Below are 23,713 nucleotides of genomic sequence, written 5' to 3'. Positions count from 1 at the left end.
CGGGGCCGCCCCTGTCGTCGTCTCAGTCCGCGCCGACCTCGGTCAGCCGTTCTCCGTCCTCCAGCCGCGCCGTCACCCGCACCGCGCCCCGCTCGGGCGCCCGTACGGCGAGCGTGCGGGCGGAGCGCGCGGTGTCGACGGCGCCGCTCGCCTCGATCCGGGTCACCGCGCGGCTGCCCGCGGCCAGGAGGTACCAGTGGTCCTTCGGCGACTTCCAGCGGGCCGACGCCACCACGTGCTGCCCGAACCGGCTGCACGCGGCCGTGTTCCGTGCCCGGCCCGCGAGTTCGGCGGGCTCGGTGACCGACGCGGAGGGCCTGCGCAGCAGCAGGGCGACATCCCCGGGGCCGCGCCAGGTGGACGCGCGGGCACAGCTCCACACCGCGTGTCCGCCGCCCTCGGGGAGTTGCTGCTCGGCGAAGTCCCAGGCGTTCACGGCGCGTACGGTGCCGCCGTCCCACGGCGCGAGCCGGCAGGCGGTGCGCGCCCACGCGAGGAGGGCCTTGCCGCTGGTGGCCTCGCGGGGCTGGCGCGGCGGCGGGGTGCCGTGGCCGGGCAGCGGCGTGTAGGTGAGGTGCACGGGTGAGAGCCCGCCGAGGTCGGTGACCAGGAAGGTGTGGTGCTCCACGATCCGTGCGGAGGAGCGGAGCTGGAGCACCGGGCGGCGGTCGCAGTCCCCCGCGGCGGCGACGGGCACGGCGTCGGTCACGCCGTCCTTCGACACGTGCAGCTTCTCGGCGAGGGTGTCGGGGCGCAGCAGGTCGCGCGTCGACGTCTCGGTGATCCAGGGCGCGGTGAGGTAGCGGGCGGCTCCGCCGGCGCGGGTCAGGACCACTGCGGCTGCCGTCGTCACGTCGGCGTCGTCAACGCGGGCCAGGGCGAGCGTCGCGCGCGTGTCGCCCCGCGCGTCGGTGTAGCGGGCGAGCCGGTCGCCGTCGCTGAGGAGGACCAGGGTGGCACCGCCGACCTCGCCCGCGAAGAGCAGTTGCGGCGGGCGCGGCGGGGCGTCGACCGGGGTGTAGGGCGTCGCCGTGACCCGTACGGCGGACGCGCCGGAGGAGGAGACGGCTGAGGCAGAGGTGGAGGCAGAGGCGGAGGCGCCCGAGCTGACGGCCGTGCCCCAGGCGCCCAGCGCCCGCTCCAGCAACGACCGGTCGTCCGTCCTGTCGCCCCTCGCGGGCCATGCCGTGAAGTCGACCCGCGAGGTGTCCGCCCAGGTGTCCGCCGCGGTGCGGGTCAGCCGGTCCGGGTCGAGCACGCCACGCGCCGCGGACGAGGACCGGTCCGGTACGGGCGGTGCGGAGTCGTCACCGGGGACGACGAGCGCCGCGGCCACGACGGCTGCGGCCACGACCCCGGCCGCCCAGGCCGCCCTTCCTCGGCGGGCGCGGCGCACCAGGTCCGTCGGCCGGGTCTGCACCAGGCAGGCGTCGAACTCGTGCGAGCGCAGCAGCGCGCCCGCGGCCGGGCCCGCCTGCGCGTCGAGGCCCGCGGCCTCCCGCACCGCCGCACCCGGCTCCTGGACACCGGCTGCGCCGAGCAGCGCCTCGGTGCGCTCGTCGGAGAAGCCGTCCATCGCGCGGAGCACGAACGCGGCCCTGGCCGGTGCGGAGGCGTCGGCGAGAGCCCGGCCGAGCGCGATCTCCTCGGCGCCGCCCGCGCGCGGGAACAGCCGCAGCCCCCACACCACGGGCAGTCGCGGCAGCAGCGCGCGCGGCGGTGGCAGTTTGCCCGGCCACCCCGCCGGGCGGTGCGCGGCGGCGAGGGCGGCCCGCAGCACCCGTACCCGTAGCGCGTCGGCCGCGACCTCGGGTCCGTCGCCCGATGTGCGAGGGCCCGGCACACGGGCCTTCCGTGCGCCGGGCAGGGCGTGCTGGGCGGCCGCGTGGGCCATGAGCACCCGGCGATGACGCGACAGCGCGGCCGGGAAGGTGAGGTAGGCCAGGCGTACGAGGCCGGTGTACTGCTCGACGAGAGCGGATTCCGCCCGCTCGGCGGCTATCCGGGTACGGAGGAGGGGTCGGCCGGGGCGAAGGGTCGGCATCGTCGGGCTCCCGCGTCAGAGGGTGGGTGGTGCGGTCACCCTTCAAACGAGCGGACGGTTCGACGGTCACACGGCAACGCGCCGGAGGCGGGACGTGTGCACCGCTGCGCAAGGGGCACCCGGGTGGTGAGCAGGCCTGCGTCACGCCCCCCGTTCGCGGGTCTGCCGGTGGTTCGGGCGGGCGGCACCTGTCGGGTGGTGTCCAGGGTTGCCGCCCGCCCCGCCACCGATCCTTTCGCGCGTGCCGGAAACCCCCCGTTGGCGGGAATAGCCGGGGGCGGGCAGGGTTGATCACACCATGACCTCACACGCGCACACGGCATTCGGGCGGATCGGCATCTGGAGCAGCGCTCTCAGCGTGCGGCGCGCGGACGGCCCGGAAGAACGCACAGGCATCACGGAAGCCCTCGCCGAGCTCGAGGCGCTGGGCTACGGCACCGTCTGGCTCGGCGGAAGCCCCTCCCCCGACGACGCCGCGGCGGCGCTCGCCGCCACCCGTACGGTCACCGTGGCCACCGGCATCCTGAGCATCTGGGACCACACGGCGCGGGAGGTCGCGGAGCGGATCGCGGCCGTGCCGGCGGCGGACCGCGACCGTTTCGTCCTCGGCCTCGGTGTCAGCCACGGACCGATGGTGCGGGGGTACGCCAAGCCCTACAGCACGATGGTGGAGTACCTCGACGCGCTCGACGCCGCCGTCCCGCCCGTACCGGGCGACCGCCGCGTCCTGGCGGCGCTCGGCCCCAAGATGCTGCGGCTCTCCGCCGACCGGGCCGTGGGCGCCCACCCCTATCTGGTCACGGCCGAGCACACGGCGCAGGCACGGGAGGCCCTCGGGCCCGACGCGCTGCTCGCCCCCGAGCTGTCCGTGGTGGTGGACACCGATCTCGACCGGGCCCGCACCACCGCGCGCGCCATGCTCAGCATGTACCTGCGACTGCCCAACTACACGGACAATCTGCTGCGCCTCGGCTTCTCCGAGAGCGACTTCGACGGCGGCGGCAGCGTCCGGCTCCTCGACGCCCTCTTCGCGCTGGGCGACACCGACCGCGTACGGGCGCGGACGCAGGAGTACGTCGACGCAGGGGCCGACCATGTCGCGCTGCAAGTGCTGACGTCCGCCGAGGACGGGCCCGGACTGCCCCGGAAGCAGTGGCGCGCGCTGGCCGAGGCGTTCAAGGGTGCCCTGTAGGTCCTGGCCGCCTTCTACCGAGCGGCTCCACCGATGTCCTTCTCGAACCAGTGGTGGGCGTACGGCTCGTCGTTGAAGGCGGGGACCTCGCGGTAGCCGCTCGTGCGGTAGAGGCGCGTGGCGGCTGCCAGGGCCTTGTTGGTGTCGAGGCGTACACGGTCGCTGCCGTGCCGGGCCGCGCGCTCCTCCAGCTCGGCCAGGAGGCGCCGGGCGAGGCCGAGGCCGCGGGTCCGGGGGCTGATCCACAGCCGCTTGATCTCCGCGGGCGCGCCGGACGGGAGCCGGAGCCCGCCGCAGCCGACGGGCTCGCCGTGCAGCCGGGCCACGAGGAACAGGCCGCGCGGCGGGCGCAGTTCAGCGGGGTCGGGGAGCAGGCTGTGCGCGGGATCGAAGCCGTTCTCGAAGAGGTCCTGGAGCTCGGCGGCGTAGGCGCGCAGGCAGTGCGCGGCGTCGGCGTGGCCGGGATCGAGCACTTCGAGGGAGACCACGGAGGCGGTGAGCAGGCGCTCCACCTCCGCCATGGCGGAGGTCAGCCGGGACCGCTGGCGGGCGTCGAGGGGTGCGAGGAGGGTGGTGGCGAGGGCGTCGCTCCGGTGGTCGAGGTGCGCGCGCTCCTCGCGTCCGGCGGCGGTGAGCCGCGCCGTGCGGATCCGCCGGTCGCGCGGGTGGGGCGCGACGGTGACGAGGCCGTCGTTCTCCAGCGCGCGCAGCAGCCGGCTCACGTAGCCGGAGTCGAGGCCGAGCCGGTCCCGCAGGCTGCGGACGTCGACGGCGGGAGCGGCGCCCTCGCCGCCGAGTTCCCAGAGCAGGCGGGCCTGTCCGTAGGGGCGTACGCCGCCGAGGTACTGGTCGTGCAGGACGCCCACGCGTTCGGCGACGGTCCGGTTGAAGCGTCGCACCTGGCCCACCTGCTCGCTGTTCATTCTCTGACCCTAGTCAGAGAATGAACAGCAGGGCCAGCTCGAAGTGCGTTCTCAGATGCCGCAGTTGGCCGCCGACCAATAGCGCGAGCCCTGGCTGCCGAGGTGGGCGTGGTCGCTGTGGCCGGGGTAGCCGGGGCCGAGGATCTCGTTGAAGCCGTGATTGCGGGCCTGCTTGACGATCTCGCAGAACGACGGGGAGCCGACGAGGTCGATGCCGCGGCCGTAGAGGTGGTTGCTGTTGGCGGCGCCGCCGACCGCGTTGTTGCAGGCGGTGGAGCGGAAGCCGCTGCTGGTGGTCAGCGCGCGGTCACCGAGGGCGTGGCGCAGGGCCTCCAGCTTCCACATCTGCTGGAGCGCGTTGGCCTTCGCGGCGGCCGCGGAGACGGCGCCGCCGGACCAGTCGGAGTTGCAGCGGTTCATCTCCGCGTAGGTGAAGTGGACCGGCGTGCAGTCGTTGTCCTGGAGGGCGTACAGCTTGTTGAAGGTGTTGGTGCCCGCGACGCCGTCCGCCGCCAGGCCGTACGCCTGCTGGAAGCGGGTGACCGCGGCCTTCGTGGCGGGCCCGAACTGTCCGTCGACGGCGATGACTCCGCCGTATCCGGGGTATCCGGCGACCCTGATCTGCAACTGGCGCACGTCCTCGCCGCTGGCGCCCTGGCTGAGGGTGCGGTTCCAGGTGTAGCAGCCGTCGGCGTGGGCGGTGCCGGTCGTGGCGGCGGTGCCGAGCACCGTTAATGAGGCGAGCATGACAAGCGTGAGCAGGGCGCGCAGGTGCCGTCTGAACACAGTGTCTCCCGGGGCGTGCGTGGGGTGAGGTACGGAACCCCTGACACTGCCGCGCTCGCGCTACGCGCGTCAATAGGGCCGCTCACCCCTTGCGAACCATGGGGTCCTCCCGATCGACCCCGACGCTCGACACGTCCTCGCCGGGGTCACGGCCCCGGCCCCGGGGACTGACATGCTGCTCCCATGCGCGTACTGATCGTGACGGCGGGGAGCTGGGGCGACGTGGCCCCCTACACCGGTCTGGGGGTGCGGCTGCGCGCCGCGGGCCATGAGGTGGCGCTCGCCACGCACGAACGGTTCCGGTCCGCGGTGACCGCGCACGGGCTCGGCTTCCGGGCGCTGCCGGTGGACCCGCGCGGCGAACTGGCGTCCGCGGACGGTCAGGGAGTGGCGCGGGCGGTCACCCCGGCCGTGCAGATGGCGCGGCTGATCCGGATGGCGCGGGCCTTCATGCCGCGACTGACCGCCGGGGTCCGCGACGCCGTGCGGGAGGGCGCCGACGTGCTGCTCAGCTCCACCGTCACCGACCCCCTGTGCGCGACGCTCGGCGAGGCCCTGCGCGTTCCCGCTCTCGGTGTCTACCTGCAGCCGATCCACCCGACCACGGTCTTCGCCCCGGTCCTCACCGGCGCCCGCTCCCTCGGCCCGTACGGCAACCTGCTGGGCGGCCACGCCCTCCAGGCCGGGACCGACCGTATCTTCGGCCCGGCCCTGCGCGACCTGCGCCGCGAACTCGGCCTGCCGGTGCGGAGGTTCGGCCGTCCGGAGCGGATGCCGCCGGGGCGTCAGGTGCTGCACGGCTTCAGCGCGCATGTCGTGCCCCGCCCGCGCGACTGGCCCGCGGGGCACGACGTCTGCGGGTACTGGTGGCCCGCGGTCCCGCCGGACTGGCGGCCCGAACCGCGGCTTGTCGACTTCCTCGCCTCGGGTCCGCCGCCCGTCTTCGCCGGGTTCGGCAGCTTCGTCACCGCCGACGCGGAACGGTTGAGCGGGTTGATCGGCGCGGCCATGCGGCGGGCGAAGGTGCGCGGCGTCGTCCAGGCGGGCTGGAGCGGCCTGCGCGTCGAGAGCGACGACGTCATCACGGTGCGGGAGGTGCCGCACGCATGGCTGCTCCCCCGGACCGCCGCCGCCGTCCACCACGCCGGTGCGGGGACCACCGCCGCCGGTCTGCGCGCCGGGGTCCCCGCCGTGCCCGTCCCCGTCCAGCTCGACCAGCACTTCTGGGCCGCCCGCCTGCACGCCCTCGGGGTGGCCCCGCGGCCGGTGCGCCACCAGCGGCTCAGCGCGCACCGGCTGGGCGACGCGATCGCCGAGGCCGTACGCGAACCGGCGCTGCGCGAGCGGGCCGGGCGCGTCGCCGCGCGCCTGGCTGGGGAGGACGGCGCGCGGCGGGTGCTCGACGCGGTCGAGCGGCTCGCCTGAGACAGCCTTAGCGCATGGTGCGGGCGAGTTCGGCGCCGAGCACCGGGGCCAGGGCTCGCGCGTAGCCTTCCGCCATGTGGCCGTCGTCGCGGTAGACGAGCGTGTCGGCCACCAGGACCGGGCACACCTTCGGCGCGCACAGCCAGCGGCCGGGGTCGACGGGCTCGGCACCGGTCGCGGTCGCCGCGGCGCGGACGGCGGCGGCCCGGCGCGGGTCCTTCGCCGCGCGGCCCGGGGTCACCGCGCACCGTCGCAGGTCGAGCGGGTGCGTCCCCGCGCAGTCCACCGCGTCCGCGCCGGGCCACGGGGTGTCGAGGAGCGCCGCCACGCGGGCGCCACTCGCGCGGAGCGCCCGGTACGTGCGCGTGAAACCTGCCGTCCACTGCCGTACCGCTCCCCCGGCCTCCGGGTGCGCGAGGCCGCCCGCGGCGGAGGAGGAGGCGATGACGAGGGCGGGCCGCAGCCGCGCGATGCGGGCGAGCACCTTCGCGCGCCAGGTGTCGCACGCGGTGTACGGCCCGCCGTCGCTGACCGTCGTGACATCGGCGACCTTGCACGAGGCTTTCGTCAACGAGACGAGCCGCCAGTGGCGTTCGCGCGCGAGGCGTTCGACGGCGGGGAACCACTGGGCCGCGTGCGAGTCGCCGAAGAGCACCACCGTGGTGTCGGACGCGGCGTCGCCGTAGACGCAGGGCGGCACGCTGACCGAGCCCAGGCCGACATGGCAGCCGTCCCGGTACACCGCGGACCGCACCGCCTTGATCCCGGTGAGGCCGGGCGAGAGGTTGCTCGGTACGACGTCGTTGTCGGCGGCGAGCAACTGGGACAGGCGTGCCCGCGCGTCCGGCGCCCGGTCGAGGGCCTCGGCCAGTCGCGGCGCGGGGCGGCCCGAGTCGATCGCGGGCGGGAAGAGCGCGGCGAGCAGCGCGAGCGCGACGGTCCCGGACGTGAGCGCGGCCCCGAGGCCGAGCGCCCGGCGCGGACGGTCCCGGAACGCGGCGCCGAACCGTACGGGGTTCTCCACCAGCCGCAGCGTCAGCCAGGCCAGGAGCAGGGCGCACGCCGCCATGGCGAGCCGGGCGCGCACGCCCGCCGTCGGGCGGTCCAGGGCGACGGGCAGGATGACGAGCAGCGGCCAGTGCCACAGGTACCAGCCGTAGGAGAGGCCGCCGATCCAGGTCGACGGCCGCTGGCGCAGGACGAGTTCGGCGCCGTACCGGCTCGGGACGCAGCCTCCCGCGAGAACGAGCACCGTGCCCGCGACGGGGACCAGCGCCGCGTACCCGGGGAACGGGGTGGCGTCGTCGAAGGTGAGCGCCGCGCCGACGATCGCCGCGAGTCCCGTCCAGGACAGCGCCCCCGCGAGCAGCGGCGGCAGGGAGCGCAGGCGGTGGGCGCAGAGGGCGAGCAGCGCCCCGGCGGCCGGCTCCCACGCGCGCGTGTGCGAGCCGAAGTAGGCCCAGGACGGGGAGCCGGGTGTCGTGCGGACGCTCAGGGCGAACGAGAGCGCCAGAAGGACGGCGGCGATGGCGGCGGTGACCACCGTCGACGACGACAGGGCCGTGCGTCCGGCCCGGCGGTGGCGTCGCGCGGCCAGGTACGCCGTCGCCAGGACCAGCGGCCATACGACGTAGAACTGTTCCTCGACGGCGAGGGACCAGAAGTGCTGGAAGGGGGACGGCGGGTCGGTCGCCTGGAGGTAGTCGGTGCCGGACACCGCGAGCCGGATGTTGACCGCGTACAGGGCGCTGGCTGCCGCGTCGCCCACGTATGCGGCGAAGCGGGCCTTCGAGAGGAAGAGGTACGCCCCGGCCAGCGTCACGACCGCGACGAACGTCGCGGCGGGCAGCAGGCGCAGGGCGCGGCGGGCGTAGAAGCGGGGCAGGGATACGCGGCCTGTGCGGTGCAGTTCGCGGGCGAGCAGGGAGGTGATGAGGAAGCCGGAGATGACGAAGAAGACGTCGACGCCGACGTAGCCGCCGCTGAACCGGCGCACTCCTGCGTGCGAGAGGACGACGAGCGTGACGGCGACGGCCCGCAGCCCTTGGATGTCCGCGCGCCTGCCCGCGCCCCCGCCCGGCGGGTGGCTCGCCGGTCTCGTTCTGGGCCGGCGCTGTCCTGGCAGCAGGAGTGCTTGGGTCACGGGCTTACGTCTTTCTCACGGTGCACGGTGATGCGGGGCACCTCATGGGACAGACGTGACAACCGGGCAGTTGCACCCGATCCCAGGAGTTCCCCGCTTCTCCGACCCGGCGTGACCCGGGCTCCTTCCACCGTTCGACCCGAGTTCAGAAACCCGGCGGCCTAGGGTGTCGGCCATGCCCGCACACGACCGGTCCTTCACCGTGGCTGCCGCCGTCGAGATGCCCGTCCCCGCGCCCGGAGAGGTGTGGACGGTCGGCGCCGTCATCCTGGACGACGACGGCAGGGCGTTCGCCCAGAGGCGCGGCCCGGACCGCCGTCTCTTCCCCGACACCTGGGACATCGTGGGCGGCCATGTCGAGCCCGGAGAGACCTTGTTGGAGGCGCTCGCGCGCGAGATCGCGGAGGAGACCGGGTGGCGGTTGCGTCAGGTGTGCCGACTGCTCGGCGTCAGCACCTGGCGTGGGGACGACGGTGCCGGGCTGCGGCACGAGGCCGACTTCCTTGTCGAGGTCGACGGGGATCTGGCACGGCCCGTTCTGGAGGCGGGGAAGCACACGGCGTACGGGTGGTTCGGGCCCGGTGATCTGGAGCGGCTCAAGGAGAATCGGCGCCCCGGCGAGTTCCTGATCCATGATCTCGTCGCCGGGGTCGTAGGACGTGCCTAGGCCAGCCCGGCCGGTTCTCTCGGACCGGTCGGGTCGTCCGGGGTTGTGTCGGGGTGGGGGGCGAGGGCGGGGCTCGGTTCGTTGCGGGGTGCGGGGAGGTGGGGCGTCAGCGTGGCGTTCTCCGCGTCCTCCTGCCTCCAGCGGCGCGTGAGCCACATGTAGCCGAGGATCACCGAGAGCATCGACAGGATCATCAGCGGGCCGAAGAGCCAGGGGTGTTCGGCCATCGTCATCGGCAGGTAGCGGTAGGCGAGGAGCAGCGCCGTGAAGATGGTGGCGCCGTAGGCCACGAGCACGGTCCCGTCGCGTCGGCGGGCGCGGTCGAAGGTGCGCAGGGCCGTCTCGATGGTGAGCGTGAAGACGACTCCGGCCACGATGTCCGCCCCGTAGTGGTAGCCGAACCCGAGCGTCGCGGCGAGCGTGGCGACCAGCCAGAACGCTCCGACGCAGCGCAGCAGCAGCGGGCCTCTGCGGGAGTGCAGGAAGATCGCGGTGGACCAGGCGGTGTGCAGGCTGGGCATGCAGTTGCGCGGGGTGATGTCGTCGAACGGTATGGGGTGCGGCGCGGTGAGCGCCGGGAGCGTGTGCGGCCACAGGTTGGCCGCCGCCCAGATGCCGCCCTCGGTGCCGTAGGCGTAGACCGGTCCGACGACCGGGAAGATCATGTAGATGCCGGGGCCGAGCAGGCCGATGACGAGGAAGGTGCGCAGCAGGTGGTGGCGCGGGAAGCGGCGCGCCTTCGTCACATGGCGCAGTTGGTACAGGGCGACGACGACCGCGCAGGCGGCGAGCTGGACGTAGACCCAGTCCAGGACATGCGCGCCGACGCTGCCCGTCGCCTCGACAAGCCGGCCGACCAGCCACGAGGGTTCGCCGAGCGCGTGGTCGGCGACGGCCACGTACGGATCGAGGACCGTGGGCTGCGTCTTCCACGTGATCATCAGCCAGGTGTCGCCGGTCTTGCGGCCCGCGAGGAGCAGCAGGGCGAGGCCGACGCCCTTGAGCAGCAGGGTGCGTTCCTCGCCCTTGCGGCGGGTCAGGGCGAGGACGCCGAAGGCGAGGGTGACGATGAGCGCCCCGTTGCCGAACATCATCTTGGCGTCGACGCCCCACCGTACGAGCCAGAAGATCACGTCGATGCCGACCGCGGCGCCGAACGCGATGAACCGCTGCCGCCAGGGCAGGACGACCATCATCAGCGCCATGCTGACGTACAGCAGGGGCCCCGACGCGGGAGCGAGGATCAGCTCCCGCCCTCCGAGGGTGAAGGGGCCGGATTCGCCGTAGCGGCGCGCGACGATCTCCAGGGTGATGAGGAAACCGAGCGTCACGACCCCCGCCGTGCTCCACAGCAGGGTGCGGAGCCGACGCCGTGCGTCGGCCCCGTCGCTGCCGCGTCTTCGCGAAAGCTCACGCGTAACCGTTGATCTCAATTTTTCGCCGCTTATTCATGTGTCCGACATGTGACCAAGTCGGCTCACCCTACCGGGCGACGCGGACACACACATATGGCTCACCAGGCGCCGGGCGCGGGCGGCGGGACCACCGGCGCGCCAGGGCCGTCAGCTTCTCGCGTGGAGCGGGAAGCCGTCCGTCCGCAGTACCCCTCCCCCGGCGTCCACGGCGAACACCTCGCACCCGGGCAGGGCCGCGGCCCACTCGGCCCCCTCGCCGCCGAGCGCGAACGCCGCGGTGGCGACCGCGTCCGCCTCGGTCAGGGTGGCGGCCACGACCGTCACGCTGAGCAGGCCCGTGGCCGGGCGTCCGGTGCGGCCGTCGATGATGTGGTCGCCGCGCTCGTAGCGGGCGGAGGTGGCGACCGCGTTGTCGGTCAGGTCGAGTACGGCGCACAGCTTGCCGGCGTGTTCCGGGTGGCGGACCCCCGCCCGCCAGGGCCCGCCGGAGACGACGACGTCGCCCCCGGCGTTGAGGCAGAACCGCCGCACACCCGCCGCGCGCAACGACTGCGCGGCGCGCTGCACCGACCAGCCCTTGACCACCGCGCAGGGGTCGAAGCCGCGTCCCGGCAGGCGGGTGTCGAACGCGCCGCCCGTCGCGGCCCGGTAGCGCTCGCACAGGTCGAGCACCTCCGTGAGGTCCTCGCTCAGCTCGTGCGGGGCCAGTTCGCCGCGGCCGTAGGACGACACCTCGCTGCAGGGCTTGAAGGGGCTGAACCGTTCGTCGACCTCGCGCAGCCACGCGAAGACGGCGTCGGCGGCGTCCCCCATCGTCCCCGGTACGTCCTCGTCGTCGATCCGCAAGGAGACCGGGAAGCCCATGACGTGCTCGACGCGGCGCACGTCAGGCGCCCTTCGCGTCGAGCGCCGCTTGCAGGGACTCCGCGTAGGCGTCGCTGGTGATCGTCGCGCCGGTGACCGTGTCGACGTCGGCGCTCTGGACCTCCAGCGTCTGGGCCACCAGCTTCGGTACGGCCGCCGCCGTCTGCGGGTGGTTGGGCTGCTGGAGCAGTTTCACGGCGGTGATCCTGTCACCTTCGAAGGTGACCTGGACCTGGACCGGTCCCTTCTCCGTCGTGATGGTCGACCCGGTGACCACCTGGGACGACGCCGAGGACGACGAGGATCCGGTCGGGGCCGAGGCGGACGCCGAGGGCACCGGGGCGGCGGGCTCCACGACGGCCTCCGTCGCCGTCGTACCGGCGACGGAGGGCTCGTAGCGCCAGACGGCGACCAGGCCGACGATGCTGAAGGCGACGACGGGTATGGCGCGGGGGACGGTTCGCTTCACGTCTGCTTCCTCGTGGTCGTCGGCGTCAGTCGGCCAGGCTGAAGCGCTCGAAGTGGATCTGTTCCTTGGGCACGCCGAGATCGCCGAGCGTGCGCAGGACGGCGTTCATCATCGGCGGCGGCCCGCACAGGAAGACGTCGCGGTCGGCGAGGTCGGGCACGAGGCGGGCCAGTTCGCGCGGCGCGAGCCGGTCGGGGACGGGCGGGCCCGTCACCAGGTGCAGCTCGGCGCCCTTGGCGAGGGCGAGGCCGCGCAGTTCGTCGTGGAGGACGGCGTCGCGCTCGGCGGCGACCCGGTAGATGACGACGGTGTGGCCGTCCAGGTCCTCCAGGAGCGCGCGGATCGGGGTGACACCGACACCGCCCGCGATGAGCAGTGACGCGCTCCGCGTCCGGTGCAGGGCGGTGAAAGCCCCGTACGGGCCCTCCGCGAAGACACGTGTGCCGGGCTTCAGGTGTCGCAGGTTCGCGCTGCCCTCCCCCACCGCCTTCGCGGTCAGGCGCAGGCCGCGGCCGTCAGGTGCGGCGGAGAGCGAGAACGGGTTGGCCTGCCACCAGCGGCCCTTGGTCAGGAATCGCCACAGGAAGAACTGGCCTGCCTGGGCGGGGAGTTGGTCGAGATCACGGCCGGTGATGTGCACGGAGACCACGTTGTCCGACTCGGGGACGACGGCCGAGACGCGGAACTGATGGCGCTGGTTGCGCCACAGCGGCAGGACGACGCGGCCGACGAGGACCGCGCCGAGGGCCACGCCCCACAGCGCGTACCAGTACGCGGTGGCGACGGACGACGACGTGAACGTCGTACCGACCGCGACCTGATGGGTGAAGGCGAGCACCACGGCGACATACGTGTACAGGTGGATGAAGTGCCAGGTCTCGTAGGCGAGACGGCGGCGGGCCCAGCGGGCGGAGACCGCGCCGACGACGAGGATGAGGCCGAGGGCGACGACCGCGCGCAGGACGCCTTCCGTCGTCTCGGCGAGGTCCACGATCTCCGTGACGGGCCCGACGCCCGCGCCGTCCGCGTAGCCGAAGCCGATGAAGACGGCGTGGGCGAGCAGCGACCACAGCAGGGCGAAGCCGGTCCAGCGGTGCCAACTGGTGAGGCGGTCCATGCCGATGCGGCGGTCGAGCCAGGGCAGCCGTGCCACGAGGACCAGCTGGAACGCCATGACCAGCGCGCTGTAGAGGCCGGCGAGGCGGCCGATGACGATGAGCGCGTTGGAGGCGAAGCCCGCCTGGGCGAAGAACCAGGCGACGACGGAGGCGTTGGCGGCGAGCACCGCGTAAAGGCCCGTGCGGGCCACCACTCTGGGGCGTATCGCCGTGGGCGGCGCGGAGGGTGACTGGACGGTCGTCACGGGACGGCAGCTCCTTGGTGGGGGACGGCTGGGTCGTGCGGCGGGGGACGGCTGGGTCGTGCGGCGGAGGCGCCGGGGTCTGTCGGGCGGGGGCGCCGGGGTCTGTCGGGCGGGGCGCTTTCGAGCTTGGCCCGGGGAAGCTGTCGGGAACCTGTCGGACTGCTGACAACTCCTTATCAATGAGCCCGCTGTGTGAGCCGGGGCACACGGTCCGACCTGCGGCATGACGCACTATGAACGGGTGGAAAAAGTGCGCCTCCTGGTCGTCGACGACGACCCCCCGATCGCCGATCTCGTCGCGACCGTCGCCCGCTACGAGGGCTGGGACGCCGTCACCGCGAACTCCGGCGAGGAGGCGCTGACGCTGGCCGGCGAGTTCCGGCCGGACATCGTGGTGCTCGACCTGATGCTGCCGGGGGTGGACGGTTTCGGCGTCCTCGACCGGCTGCGGGCGGCGGGCACGATGGTGCCGGTGGTCTTTCTCACCGCGCGGGACGCGGTCGCCGACCGGGTGGCGGGGCTGACCCGGGGCGGCGACGACTACCTGGTCAAACCGTTCGCGGTGGAGGAGCTGATGGCACGCCTGCGCACGGTCCTGCGGCGCAGCGCCGGGCCTGACTTCCAGCGGTCCGTGCTGCGGATCGGCGAGCTGTCGATGGACGAGGACACCCACGAGGTGCGCCACGGCGAGCGCTCCCTGACCCTCACCCCCACCGAGTACGAGGTGCTGCGCTTCCTGATGCGCAAGTCGCCGACCGTCATGACGAAGGCGCAGATCCTCGACCACGTCTGGGAGTACGGCTTCGGCGGGCGCTCGAACGTCGTGGAACTGGTCGTCAGCCGCCTGCGCCGCAAGCTGGACGACGACGACAGCGGGGCGCCGGTGATCCAGACGGTGCGCGGTTTCGGCTACGTCATACGGCAGGCGAGCGAGTGACACGTGTGCGAGGTGTGCGCAGGTTGCTCGTGCGGGTGCGGGGCACGTATCGGCGGCTGCGGCTCGGTACCCGGCTCGCGCTCGGCCTCGGCGCCCTCGCCCTCGTCGTGTTCGCCGTCGTCGGCACCGCCCTGACCACGTACATGCGGGACTACCTGACGCACCAGCTCGACGACCAGCTCGGGCTCGCCCAGGTCGCCCAGTCCAAGAGCATCGCGGCGAACGGCACGCTCCAGGGCAAGAAGTACTACCGCTGGTACTACGCCGTGTACGACGTGTCGGGCCGCACCGCCGAGCTGCGCTCCCCCGAGGAACGCGGCGACCTGCCCCGCGACATCGCGCCGCTCACCTCCCTGGCCGAGACACAGATCTCCGACCGCACCGAGGTGCTGCGCACCGTGCACCTCGACGGCGACGGCGAGTACCGGCTGCGGGCCTGCGCCGTGGAGCCCGGAGTGGTGCTGGTCAGCGCGGCGCCGACCCATGACATCGACGACACGTTGCGGCGGCTGATCGGGGTCCAGGTCGTCGCGTTCGCGCTGGCGCTGGCCGCGCTCGTGGAGTTCGGCCGCCGCATGCTGCGCCGTGGCCTGAACCCGCTCAGCGACATGGCCCACACCGCGCACGGCATCGCCTCGCACGACCTCACCGAGTCCGCGGCCCGGCTGCCGGTCCGCGCCGACAAGCGGGGCGGAGGGCCCGAGGTCGAGGAGTTGCGGGCCGCGTTCAACACGATGCTGGAACACATCGACGACTCCCTCGCCGTCCGCGCGGAGGCCGAACAGCGGCTGCGCCGCTTCGTCGCCGACGCCTCGCACGAGCTGCGGACCCCGCTCATGTCCGTACGGGGTTACGCCGACCTCTTCCAGTACGCGGCGGCCAACGCGCCCGAGGAACGCGACAAACACCTGGCACGGTTGCGCGCCGAAGCCGCCCGCATGGGGGTGCTCCTCGACGACCTGCTGCTGCTCGCGCGGCTCGACGCGGCCGAGATGGACGCGCCGCTCCGGTTGCGCGACGCGGACCTCGTGGAGCTGGCCGAGGAGGCCGCCGCCGCGTTCCGGGCCGGGAACCCCGGCCGCCCGCTCACGGTGACGGTTCCGCCGGGCGCGGCCCCGCTGCGGCTGCGCGTCGACGCGGACCGCGTCCGGCAGGTGCTCGACAACCTGCTCGCCAACGCGGCCGTGCACACACCCGCCGGCACACATGTGTCCGTGGAGGTCGTGCGGGAGCGGGACACGGCGGTGGTGCGGATCGAGGACGCGGGGCCCGGCATCCCGCCCGCCGACCGGGCGAAGGTCTTCGACCGCTTCTACCGCGTCGACAAGGCCCGCACCCGCGAGCGCGGTGGCAGCGGGCTCGGCCTCTCGGTCGCCCGCTCCCTCACCCACGCGCACGGCGGCACGCTGACCCTCACCAGCCGGCCGGGGTCGACGGTGTTCACGGTGCGGCTGCCGCTTCCTTCCTGACGGGTGCCACGGCGGTGGCCGGTGCCTGCGCGGCGGCGACGAGCATCAGGAGCAGCACCGGGACCATCACGGCGCGCAGCCCGTGGTGTTCGCCGAGGAAGCCGAGCGCGGGCGGGCCCGCGAGCAGCGCGACGTAGCCGATCCGGGAGGTCAGCGCGGTGCGGCCGACCGTGTCGGGGCCGGACTCGGGCCGCCGCGCGCCTGCGCGACTCCGCGAACTTCCGAGTTCGCCGGACGCTCAGGCGGCCGTCGTCCCCGGTCCCGGCCGGCCGCGCACCCCGCGTCGTCGCACGGCGCGTCGTTCCTCCTCCGTGGTGCCGCCCCAGATGCCGTCCACGAACCCGGAGTTCATGGCCCATCGCAGGCACTGCCGTACCACGGGGCAGGTGCGGCAGACCTCCTTGGCCTCGTCGATCTGTACGAGGACGGCGAAACCGGTGCCGTTGCCGATCGGGAAGAAGAGGTCGGGGTCCAGACCCTGGCACGCGGCCGCCTCACGCCAGTCCGCCGCAGGCCCGTCCGCCGCAGGCCGGTCCGCCCCGTGTCGATCCGTGCCATGTCCGTCCATGAGCTTCCTCCCGTGCGCAGCCCGCTCTCTGCTTCTGAAGACAGATCGGTCGCCGGTTCTGTGACATCGCCGAGCCAGGCTCGCTCCATAGACAGCGCCCGCTCCGCACCACACACTGTCCGACACCGTTTTCCCCTCAGAGAACCGTCCCGGAAAGGACCGTCATGCGCCCTCTGTCACGTCTGGCAGTGATCGGCACCGCATGCGCCACCCTCGCTCTGTCCGCCGCCACCGCCACCACCGCCCACGCGACACCCGGCGGCCCCGGCGTCACCGCGAAGCTCATCGCCCGCACCACCGTCGGCGACCGGGACTACATCCTGCGCGAGATAACCGTCCCGCCCGGACAGGGCACCGGCTGGCACTACCACGACGGCACCTTGTACGGCTTCGTGAGACAGGGCACTCTCAGCCACTTCGACGCCACCTGCGCCTCGGACGGCGTCTACAAGAAGGGGAGTTCACTCAAGGAACCGTCCGGCGCCGATCATGTGCATCTGGGCCTGAACCGTGGCACCGCCGACGTCGTCCTCGATGTTCTCTATGTGCTGCCGCACGGCGCCCCCTTCGCGCAGGACGCGCCCAATCCGGGGTGTGACTTCGGGTGACGGTGCGTCAGCGGCCGGAAACACACCCCCGGTAAAACGCGCCACGCACCCGGCTGACCCCTTCTCCCTAAGGTGTTGCGGTGCGTAACAGGTACGCATGTCGCACACAGCGATAGGGGTCACCTTGCTCTCCTCACAGTCGGCACCGGTCGTCCGTGCCACGCTCCCTGCGGTCGGAGCCTCCCTCGGTGCCAGCACCGAACTCTTCTACACGCGCATGTTCCAGGAGCGCCCCGACCTGCTGCGCGGCCTGTTCAACCGCGCCAACCAGGCCAACGGGGCGCAGCGCGAGGCGCTCGCGGGCGCGGTGGCTGCCTTCGCCACCGCGCTCGTGGAGCGCCCCGACGAACGCCCGGACGCCGTGCTCGGCCGCATCGCCAACAAACACGCCTCATTAGGGATCACGTCCGACCAGTACACGCTCGTGGGCCGTCATCTGCTCGGCGCGGTCAAGGAGGTCCTCGGCGACGCCGTCACCCCGGCCGTGGCCGCCGCCTGGGACGAGGTGTACTGGCTGATGGCCAACGCGCTCATCGCGATGGAGGCCCGCCTGTACGCCGAGGCCGGTGTCGGGGACGGGGTCGTGTGGCGCGACATGGAGATCGCCGAGCGCACCGAGGAGACGGCCGACACCGCGTCACTCGTCCTGCGCCGCCCCGACGGGCTCCCCAGCGAGCCGTTCCTGCCGGGCCAGTACATCAGCGTCCAGGTCGAACTCCCGGACGGGGCACGGCAGATACGCCAGTACAGCCTCACCACGGCGCCCGGCCGCAAGACCTGGCGCGTCACCGTGAAGCGGGAGCGCTCGGCCGACGGGCAGTTCCCCGAGGGCGAGGTGTCGACCTGGCTGCACACCCACGCACGAGTGGGCCTGACCCTTCAGGTGTCGCTGCCCTTCGGCGACCTCGTGCTCCCCGACGGCGACTCCCCGCTGCTGCTCGCCTCCGCGGGCATCGGCACCACGCCCATGCTCTCCATGCTCGACCATCTGGCCACCGTCTCGCCGGACCGCCCGGTCGTCGTCGTCCACGCCGACCGCTCCCCCGCCCAGCACGCCCACCGGCTCGAACTGACCGAACTGGTGGGCCGGCTGTCACACGCTTCGTTGCACCTGTGGTACGAGAACGGTGCCGGAGAGTGGGACGAGACCAATGCCGGTGAACCGGGCGAGCCGTTCCCCCAAGAAGTACGTGTACGCGAAGGCTGGGCCGACGTCACCGGCCTCGCACTGCCCGCGGACACCACCGCCTTCCTGTGCGGTCCGCTGCCGTTCATGCAGGCGGTCCGCGGCGACCTGCTGGCCCACGGGATCGGCCCCGCGGCCATCCACTACGAGGTGTTCGGCCCCGACCTCTGGCTCAGCAAGTAGACACACCCGGTGGCTCGGCCCGGCCGGGTCGCGCCGGGCCGAGCCACCGGACCGCCTCAGTTCCCGGCGCACGGGACGCGCCCGCGGCGCTCGTCCTCCGCCAGGAAGAACAGGGCGACCTCCGCCTGGAGCCGGTGGAGCGGCCGGTCGAGGTCGAGGCTGGTCAGCTCCCTGATGCAGCGCAGCCGGTACGTCATGGTGTGGCGGTGGATGAAGAGACTGCGGGCGGCCGGGGCGGAGCGCAGCCCGTGGGTGAGGTAGGCCCGTAGCGTCTGGACGAGGTGGGCGTTCTGTTCGTCGGTGTAGAGCGGTCCGAGGCAGGCGGTGAGGAACTCCTGGCGCTCGGGCGGGCGTTGGTCGAGCGCGGGGATGAGCGGCCGGATCTGCCGGGCGTCGACGAGCGGGTGACGGTAGTCGTGGGCGAGGCCGGCGCAGATGCCGGCGTAGCGGGCGGCCTGTTCCGGCGAGGTCTCGACGGCGGCGAGGCCGCTGGGCGGGAACCCGTCGGGCAGTGCGGGCCGCTCGTGCTGGTAGGCGACGAGCGTCCGGTCGAGCGCGGCGGCCAGGGTGCCCGGGTTGGCGCTCCGCAGCTCCAGCACCGCCTCCTCGGCGAGCGCGGCGGAGTCGAGCCGGCTGACCAGGCACCAGCGCAAGGGGGTCCGGACGTCCTCGGGCAGTCGCGGGAGGACCGTGTCACCGGCGGCTCGCATCAGCGCGCGGACTGCCGGCGCGGGCCCGGCGCGGCCCTCTTCCGGCGGGTGTGAGGTACGGGCGCGTACGGCGCGGTAGGCCTCGGCGATCGCGGTGACGGCCGGTCCCGAGCAGCGGTGGGTCACCGCGTCGAAGGCCCGTATGGCGGCGGCGCCGTCCTGGGCGGGGCGCACGAACCGGGTCTGCTCGGCGACGACTTGGCGCAGCACGGCGACACACGTGTGCTGGAGCACGATGGCGTCCTCGGGGCGGACGTCCTTGCGGGCGTACTCCTGGCCGAGGAGGCGGAACCGGTGATCCACCTCGGTCGGCGGCAGCGTGCCGGCCAGGATGTCGAGCCACAGCCACAGGTCGTCCATGGCGTCGGTCAGGGGTGGCGATCCGGGAGGCGCGGGGATCGCGCACTCGGCGATGCGGGCGGTGAGGGCGGGGCGGGTGCGCTGCAGGTGACGGGCGATCTGGCGGAGCGGTGCCACGTAATGGTCGGTCGCCGTGCGCGGTGATTGTGGGGGGATGGTCATACGATTCCCTGTCCGTTGACGGGACTCCCTGTCCGTTGACGGGACGGTGCCCTTGGGAACGTGCGGCATATGCCACTGTAAAAAGGCAACGTCCGGGCCGGTCAGGACCGTACGGGTGAAACGGGCGGTATGACGACCTGCTCGTTCAGGAAGCCGGCCAGCGCGTCGGCCTCGGCGTCGACGGCCTTCCGCTCGGCGGTGGTGAGGGGGCGCAGCGGGCTGACCTCCGGGCGGCGGTCGTCGCGCACGGTCCAGGTCGCCGCGACGCGGCCGTCGACGAGGACCACGCGGTGTCCGGCGACGGACAGGCCGAGGTGGTCGTCGTCGATGATGCGGCTCCGGTCGCGGTAGCCGAGGACGGCGTTGTCGAACGCGGGCAGGAACCTGACCGGGGCCGGGGTGTCCGGGTCCGGGCGCGGCGCGTCGGGCAGGTCGAGGAGTTCGCGGCCGCGTTCGTCGCGGAAGGCCACGAGCTCCTCCCGTACGGCTCTGACGGCGGCGGGGAGACCGGCCAGGCCGCACCAGGCGCGCAGGTCGGCGGTGGAGGCCGGGCCGTGGGCGGCGAGGTAGCGGCGCAGGAGACGCTGCCCGACGGGGTCGATGCCGTCGTCTTCGGGCAGGGGGTCGATGTCCCGCCCCAGCCAGGTGGCCAGGGGCAGGTTGCGGACGCCCGCGGTCCGCCGCCACAGGCCGCGGGGTGGGAGCTGGGCCATGGGCACGAGGGCGGCGACGAGCAGTTCACCGAGGGCCCGCCGGGGCGGGTCCGGCCAGCGCTCGCGGACGGCCTGCACCAACTCGGCCATGGTGCGCGGCTGTTCGTCGGCCATGACCGCGCGGGCCGCCGCGGCGGCCTCCGCCAGGTCGACGCCCGCCAGCTCCTGGCGGTAGGTGCCGAGGACGCGCTGGCGGAGCATGGCGTCGTGCCTGGCCCGCCACGCGAGCGCGTCCTCGGCCGTCACGAGGTGGACGGTGCGGCGCATGAGGTGGGTGCGCACCACGGTGCGGCCGGTCAACGCGTCGTCCAGCTGACCGGGTGCGAAAGCGGCGAGCCTCGACCACAGCCCGACGAACGGCTCCTGCGGCTCCTGCGCCTGCAGTCCGCACAGGTGGGCCACGGCCGCGGAGACGGAGGTGTCTGCGCGTGTGAGCAGGTGTTGGCGGGCGAGGGAGGCCCGGTTGAGGGCGCGGCTGTCGAGCACGGTCATGGGGTTCTCACACGTGTGTGTCGAGGTCAGGTGGGGTGTGTTCAGGCGGCCGAGGATCAACCGGTGTAGGGCGCGGTGACGTCGAGGACCCATGTGACGCCGAAGCGGTCGGTCAGCATGCCGTACAGCGGTGCCCACTGCGCGGGCTCCAGCGGACGTACGACGGTCGAGCCCTCGGCCAGCTTGCCCCACAGGGCGGTGATCTCCTCGGCGTCGTCGCCTCGTACGGAGACGAAGAACGGGTTCTCGCCCTGGTTCCAGGGCAGGTGGGAGGGCACGTCATAGGCCATGACGTGGAAGCCGTCGGCGCCGGCCACCTCGCCCCACATGACCCAGTCGGCCTCGCTCTCGTTCCCGACGGCGCCCGCGTCCTTGTAGGTGACCGCGACGGTGCGGCCACCGAAGACGGACCCGTAGAAATCGAGCGCCTCGCGGGCGTCGCCGCGGAAGTTCAGGTGTGTGGTGGTGGTGACGGACATGTCGGGCTCCTTGCCTCGGTGGTCAACGGGGGCGACTCGTGTGCCACTATGACCGAGGTAGCGGACAGCTTGTGTCCTCTACCGGACCGGCCGTCACCGACGACGCCGACCGTGATCTCCGGAAAGGGCACATGTGCAGAAGACGTCCTCCCGTCTGCTCGCCCTGCTCTCGCTGCTGCAGACACACCGGGACTGGTCCGGCGAACACCTCGCCGAGCGGCTCGACGTCACCCCGCGCACCGTGCGCCGCGACATCGACCGCCTGCGCGCACTCGGTTACCGCATCACGACCGCCAAGGGGCCGTCCGGCGGCTACCGGCTGGACGCCGGCACCCATATGCCGCCCATGGTGTTCGACGACGGTCAGGCGGTCGCCCTGGCCGTCGCGCTGCGGACCGCGGCCGTCGACGCCACCGTCGCCGAGGACGCCGCCCGCGCCCTGGCCACCCTCCGCCAGGTCATGCCGTCCCGCCTGCGCCACCGCATCGACTCCCTGCACGTCACGGCGGTCCGGCCGCCCGGCGCCCCTGACGCACCCGATGCGGAACGGACCGACAGCCGGATCCTCGTGGAGCTGAGCCGTGTCATTCACGCCCGTGAGGAGCTGCGCTTCGACTACGCCACTGCGAACTCCTCGGCCCCGCGCGCGGAGCCGCGCCGCGTCCACCCCCACCACCTCGTCACCTGGTCCCACCGCTGGTACCTCGTGGCCTGGGACCTGGACCGGGAGGACTGGCGCGTCTTCCGCGTCGACCGCGTCCGGCCGCGCACCCCCACCGGCCCCCGCTTCACGCCACGGGAACTCCCCGCCGACAGTGTCTCCGCCTTCGTGGTCAGCCGGTTCCGCGGCAACGACGGCACCGCCACCGAGTGGCCCTGCCAGGGCGAGGTCGTCCTCCACCTCCCCGCCGCCGAGGCCGCGCCCTTCGCCGGGGACGGCATCGTCGAGGAGCTGGGCCCCGATCGCTGCCGGCTCACCCTCGGCTCCTGGTCATGGACCGGGCTCGCCGCCGCCATCGGGTTCTTCGACGCCGAGTTCGAGGTGGTCGGACCGCCCGAACTGCGCACGGCGTCCGCCGATCTGGCCGCCCGCTACGCCCGCGCCGCGCCCGCCGGCGGGTCCGCGGGGTGACCGGCCGCGCGGCGCCACCCCGGCACCGCGAGACTCCATCCCACCCCCGCCCCGACGACGTACCAGAACAGATCCGGCGCGTTGAACGTCGCGCCGAGCAGCGGCCGCAGGGCCGCCGGGATCCCGACGATCTGCAACAGCTCGACGGCCCAGCTGAACCCCAGCGCGGCGCCCGCGACGACGACGGGCCGCAGCCGGGGCGCCACCACGACCAGCACCGCACACACCGCCACCGTGTAGAGCGCGTCCCCCGCGTACTTCGCGAAGGCCCCGCCGGTCCACGCCCTGACCGCCAGCCCCGCCGCGACCGTCAGCGCCCCGGCGCCGAGCCCCCGCCACCGTCTGTTCATGCCCGGACCCTACGCGCCGCGAGCACCCCGGGGCGTACGGGGACCAGGTCAGCCGCTCGCCTTCTTCACCGCCGCGTTCGCGTCCACGACGCCTCGGCCCAGCTTGTCCTCGTGTCCCGGGTTCGTGGCGGTGTCGCGGATCGTGGACATGATGGCGTCCGGCTTCAGGCCCTGCTGGTGCAGGAGCGCCGCGAGCGCGGCGACGTACGGTGACGCCATCGACGTACCGGAGAGCTTCCCGTACCCGGAGGTGTCCTTCAGGGACTCCTTCGTCCGGTACGTGGGCAGCGTGGACAGGATGTCGACGCCGGGCGCCGAAACCGCTTGCTCCGCGCCGAAGTTGGAGAAGGAGGCAGGCTTGCCGTCCTGGTCGCTGGCGCCCACGACGAGCACAGGTGTGTCCACCTTGTACGGCTGGGTGTCCGCGCCGTCGTTGCCCGCCGCGGCGACGACCACGGCGCCCTTGTCGTGGGCGTGCCGGATGGCCTGGTTGAGGATGCCGCCCTGGAGCAGGTTCGACATCAGCGGGCCCTCGCCGAGGGAGAGGTTGATGACGTCGGCGCCGTGGTCGGCCGCCCACACGATGCCCTTGGTGATGTTTCCGTTGCTGCCCGAGCCGTCGGCGCCGAGCACCCGCACGGGCATGATCTTCGCGCCGGGCGCGCCGCCCGCGACACCGAGCCCGTTGTCGGTGTGCGCGGCGGCGATGCCGGACACATGGGTGCCGTGGCCGTTCATGTCCTTGGGCTCGTCGTCGTTGTCGACGAAGTCGTGCCCGTCGACGAACCGCCCCTTCAGGTCGGGGTGGCCCAGGTCGGCGCCCGAGTCGACGACCGCGATCACCGTGTCGTCGCCCTGCGAGACCTTCCACGCCTGCGGCAACGCGGCCGCGTCGAGGGCCCACTGGTCGTCCCGCATGGGGTCGGGGTCGGCCTTGTCACCGTCGCCACCGCAAGCGGTGGTGACCACGAGTGCGCCGACTGCCAGGCACAGAGCGAACGAGGTACGGATACGCATGCTCCGAGCCTGAGCGCGGTAGGTGCACACCGCACGCGCTGTGGGGCCGATCGTGG

Annotated in this window: 22 protein-coding genes; 8 read left to right on the top strand and 14 right to left on the bottom strand. The window is 73.3% G+C overall.

The window, feature by feature from the left end:
- Positions 1-22: 22 nt before the first annotated feature.
- On the bottom strand, positions 23-2,044 hold the full coding sequence (locus tag N5I75_RS04030) for a hypothetical protein (protein WP_476674337.1): 2,022 nt from the start codon (positions 2,042-2,044) through the stop codon (positions 23-25).
- Positions 2,045-2,342: 298 nt separating this feature from the next.
- On the opposite strand from N5I75_RS04030, the gene N5I75_RS04025 reads away from it, so the two are divergent.
- Positions 2,343-3,236 carry an LLM class F420-dependent oxidoreductase gene (locus N5I75_RS04025; protein ID WP_476674335.1) on the top strand — a complete coding sequence of 298 codons (894 nt, stop codon included), beginning with the start codon at positions 2,343-2,345 and terminating at the stop codon, positions 3,234-3,236.
- A gap of 14 nt (positions 3,237-3,250) precedes the next feature.
- Here the strand turns inward: N5I75_RS04025 and N5I75_RS04020 are convergent, their stop codons facing one another.
- Both N5I75_RS04020 and N5I75_RS04015 read right to left on the bottom strand, forming a co-directional pair.
- Positions 3,251-4,159, bottom strand: a complete 909-nt coding sequence (locus N5I75_RS04020; RefSeq protein WP_476674333.1) for a bifunctional helix-turn-helix transcriptional regulator/GNAT family N-acetyltransferase — start codon at positions 4,157-4,159, stop codon at positions 3,251-3,253.
- A gap of 51 nt (positions 4,160-4,210) precedes the next feature.
- On the bottom strand, positions 4,211-4,945 hold the full coding sequence (locus N5I75_RS04015; RefSeq protein ID WP_476674331.1) for a D-Ala-D-Ala carboxypeptidase family metallohydrolase: 735 nt from the start codon (positions 4,943-4,945) through the stop codon (positions 4,211-4,213).
- Between the two features lie 183 nt (positions 4,946-5,128).
- On the opposite strand from N5I75_RS04015, the gene N5I75_RS04010 reads away from it, so the two are divergent.
- Positions 5,129-6,370 (top strand): glycosyltransferase, encoded by a 1,242-nt coding sequence (locus N5I75_RS04010; RefSeq protein ID WP_476674329.1) that lies wholly within the window; start codon positions 5,129-5,131, stop codon positions 6,368-6,370.
- Between the two features lie 7 nt (positions 6,371-6,377).
- Here N5I75_RS04010 and N5I75_RS04005 read toward each other — a convergent pair whose 3' ends face one another.
- Positions 6,378-8,513, bottom strand: coding sequence for an acyltransferase family protein (locus tag N5I75_RS04005; protein WP_476674327.1), 2,136 nt, complete (start codon positions 8,511-8,513; stop codon positions 6,378-6,380).
- Positions 8,514-8,688: 175 nt separating this feature from the next.
- On the opposite strand from N5I75_RS04005, the gene N5I75_RS04000 reads away from it, so the two are divergent.
- Complete coding sequence (locus N5I75_RS04000; protein ID WP_476674325.1) at positions 8,689-9,180, top strand: NUDIX hydrolase; 492 nt, start codon at positions 8,689-8,691, stop codon at positions 9,178-9,180.
- Here the strand turns inward: N5I75_RS04000 and N5I75_RS03995 are convergent.
- The 4 genes from N5I75_RS03995 to N5I75_RS03980 all read right to left on the bottom strand — a co-directional run bounded on the left by N5I75_RS03995 (position 9,177) and on the right by N5I75_RS03980 (position 13,291).
- Positions 9,177-10,535 (bottom strand): phosphatase PAP2 family protein, encoded by a 1,359-nt coding sequence (locus N5I75_RS03995; RefSeq protein ID WP_476674746.1) that lies wholly within the window; start codon positions 10,533-10,535, stop codon positions 9,177-9,179. The genes N5I75_RS04000 and N5I75_RS03995 overlap by 4 nt on opposite strands.
- Before the next feature lie 207 nt (positions 10,536-10,742).
- Complete coding sequence (locus N5I75_RS03990) at positions 10,743-11,459, bottom strand: FAD:protein FMN transferase (protein WP_476674744.1); 717 nt, start codon at positions 11,457-11,459, stop codon at positions 10,743-10,745.
- Between the two features lie 22 nt (positions 11,460-11,481).
- On the bottom strand, positions 11,482-11,928 hold the full coding sequence (locus N5I75_RS03985; RefSeq protein WP_476674323.1) for an FMN-binding protein: 447 nt from the start codon (positions 11,926-11,928) through the stop codon (positions 11,482-11,484).
- Positions 11,929-11,953: 25 nt separating this feature from the next.
- Positions 11,954-13,291: a ferredoxin reductase family protein gene (locus tag N5I75_RS03980; RefSeq protein WP_476674322.1), complete on the bottom strand. Its 1,338-nt coding sequence runs from the start codon at positions 13,289-13,291 to the stop codon at positions 11,954-11,956.
- A gap of 223 nt (positions 13,292-13,514) precedes the next feature.
- Between N5I75_RS03980 and N5I75_RS03975 the strand changes: the two genes are divergently transcribed.
- Together N5I75_RS03975 and N5I75_RS03970 are read left to right on the top strand one after the other, a co-directional pair.
- A complete protein-coding gene (locus N5I75_RS03975; protein WP_476674320.1) occupies positions 13,515-14,228 on the top strand; it encodes a response regulator transcription factor in 714 nt (237 codons plus the stop codon).
- A 23-nt stretch (positions 14,229-14,251) separates the two neighbouring features.
- Positions 14,252-15,697 carry a sensor histidine kinase gene (locus N5I75_RS03970; RefSeq protein WP_476674742.1) on the top strand — a complete coding sequence of 482 codons (1,446 nt, stop codon included), beginning with the start codon at positions 14,252-14,254 and terminating at the stop codon, positions 15,695-15,697.
- Between the two features lie 238 nt (positions 15,698-15,935).
- Here N5I75_RS03970 and N5I75_RS03965 read toward each other — a convergent pair whose 3' ends face one another.
- Entirely contained in the window at positions 15,936-16,265 is a 330-nt protein-coding gene (locus tag N5I75_RS03965; RefSeq protein ID WP_476674318.1) for a WhiB family transcriptional regulator, read from the bottom strand.
- Between the two features lie 164 nt (positions 16,266-16,429).
- On the opposite strand from N5I75_RS03965, the gene N5I75_RS03960 reads away from it, so the two are divergent.
- The gene (locus N5I75_RS03960; RefSeq protein WP_476674316.1) at positions 16,430-16,873 is read left to right on the top strand and encodes a cupin domain-containing protein; all 444 of its coding nucleotides are present in this window, start codon (positions 16,430-16,432) and stop codon (positions 16,871-16,873) included.
- A 124-nt stretch (positions 16,874-16,997) separates the two neighbouring features.
- Positions 16,998-18,242 carry a globin domain-containing protein gene (locus N5I75_RS03955; protein ID WP_476674740.1) on the top strand — a complete coding sequence of 415 codons (1,245 nt, stop codon included), beginning with the start codon at positions 16,998-17,000 and terminating at the stop codon, positions 18,240-18,242.
- Between the two features lie 56 nt (positions 18,243-18,298).
- On the opposite strand, the gene N5I75_RS03950 is transcribed toward N5I75_RS03955, so the two are convergent.
- The 3 genes from N5I75_RS03950 to N5I75_RS03940 all read right to left on the bottom strand — a co-directional run bounded on the left by N5I75_RS03950 (position 18,299) and on the right by N5I75_RS03940 (position 21,158).
- Entirely contained in the window at positions 18,299-19,474 is a 1,176-nt protein-coding gene (locus tag N5I75_RS03950; RefSeq protein ID WP_476674314.1) for a helix-turn-helix domain-containing protein, read from the bottom strand.
- 101 nt (positions 19,475-19,575) lie between these two features.
- Positions 19,576-20,679 (bottom strand): winged helix DNA-binding domain-containing protein, encoded by a 1,104-nt coding sequence (locus N5I75_RS03945; RefSeq protein WP_476674312.1) that lies wholly within the window; start codon positions 20,677-20,679, stop codon positions 19,576-19,578.
- Between the two features lie 56 nt (positions 20,680-20,735).
- Positions 20,736-21,158 carry a VOC family protein gene (locus N5I75_RS03940; RefSeq protein WP_476674310.1) on the bottom strand — a complete coding sequence of 141 codons (423 nt, stop codon included), beginning with the start codon at positions 21,156-21,158 and terminating at the stop codon, positions 20,736-20,738.
- A gap of 133 nt (positions 21,159-21,291) precedes the next feature.
- Here N5I75_RS03940 and N5I75_RS03935 point away from each other — a divergent pair, with 133 nt between their 5' ends.
- A complete protein-coding gene (locus N5I75_RS03935) occupies positions 21,292-22,290 on the top strand; it encodes a helix-turn-helix transcriptional regulator (protein ID WP_476674308.1) in 999 nt (332 codons plus the stop codon).
- On the opposite strand, the gene N5I75_RS03930 is transcribed toward N5I75_RS03935, so the two are convergent.
- Both N5I75_RS03930 and N5I75_RS03925 read right to left on the bottom strand, forming a co-directional pair.
- Complete coding sequence (locus N5I75_RS03930) at positions 22,251-22,640, bottom strand: ribosomal maturation YjgA family protein (protein ID WP_476674306.1); 390 nt, start codon at positions 22,638-22,640, stop codon at positions 22,251-22,253. The genes N5I75_RS03935 and N5I75_RS03930 overlap by 40 nt on opposite strands.
- Positions 22,641-22,688: 48 nt before the next feature.
- Positions 22,689-23,657: a S8 family peptidase gene (locus N5I75_RS03925; RefSeq protein WP_476674304.1), complete on the bottom strand. Its 969-nt coding sequence runs from the start codon at positions 23,655-23,657 to the stop codon at positions 22,689-22,691.
- Positions 23,658-23,713: the final 56 nt, after the last annotated feature.

This window comes from Streptomyces sp. R818, assembly GCF_056172735.1.
The sequence above is the reverse complement of the archived record's forward strand: the minus strand, read 5'-3'. Positions and strand labels throughout refer to the sequence as shown.

Coding starts and splice junctions, on each gene's coding strand:
- N5I75_RS04030 (WP_476674337.1), bottom strand. CDS start 2,044: ATGCCGACCCTTCGCCCCGGCCGACCCCTCCTCCGTACCCGGATAGCC.
- N5I75_RS04025 (WP_476674335.1), top strand. CDS start 2,343: ATGACCTCACACGCGCACACGGCATTCGGGCGGATCGGCATCTGGAGC.
- N5I75_RS04020 (WP_476674333.1), bottom strand. CDS start 4,159: ATGAACAGCGAGCAGGTGGGCCAGGTGCGACGCTTCAACCGGACCGTC.
- N5I75_RS04010 (WP_476674329.1), top strand. CDS start 5,129: ATGCGCGTACTGATCGTGACGGCGGGGAGCTGGGGCGACGTGGCCCCC.
- N5I75_RS04000 (WP_476674325.1), top strand. CDS start 8,689: ATGCCCGCACACGACCGGTCCTTCACCGTGGCTGCCGCCGTCGAGATG.
- N5I75_RS03990 (WP_476674744.1), bottom strand. CDS start 11,459: ATGGGCTTCCCGGTCTCCTTGCGGATCGACGACGAGGACGTACCGGGG.
- N5I75_RS03975 (WP_476674320.1), top strand. CDS start 13,515: ATGACGCACTATGAACGGGTGGAAAAAGTGCGCCTCCTGGTCGTCGAC.
- N5I75_RS03965 (WP_476674318.1), bottom strand. CDS start 16,265: ATGGACGGACATGGCACGGATCGACACGGGGCGGACCGGCCTGCGGCG.
- N5I75_RS03960 (WP_476674316.1), top strand. CDS start 16,430: ATGCGCCCTCTGTCACGTCTGGCAGTGATCGGCACCGCATGCGCCACC.
- N5I75_RS03950 (WP_476674314.1), bottom strand. CDS start 19,474: ATGACCATCCCCCCACAATCACCGCGCACGGCGACCGACCATTACGTG.
- N5I75_RS03945 (WP_476674312.1), bottom strand. CDS start 20,679: ATGACCGTGCTCGACAGCCGCGCCCTCAACCGGGCCTCCCTCGCCCGC.
- N5I75_RS03940 (WP_476674310.1), bottom strand. CDS start 21,158: ATGTCCGTCACCACCACCACACACCTGAACTTCCGCGGCGACGCCCGC.
- N5I75_RS03930 (WP_476674306.1), bottom strand. CDS start 22,640: ATGAACAGACGGTGGCGGGGGCTCGGCGCCGGGGCGCTGACGGTCGCG.
- N5I75_RS03925 (WP_476674304.1), bottom strand. CDS start 23,657: ATGCGTATCCGTACCTCGTTCGCTCTGTGCCTGGCAGTCGGCGCACTC.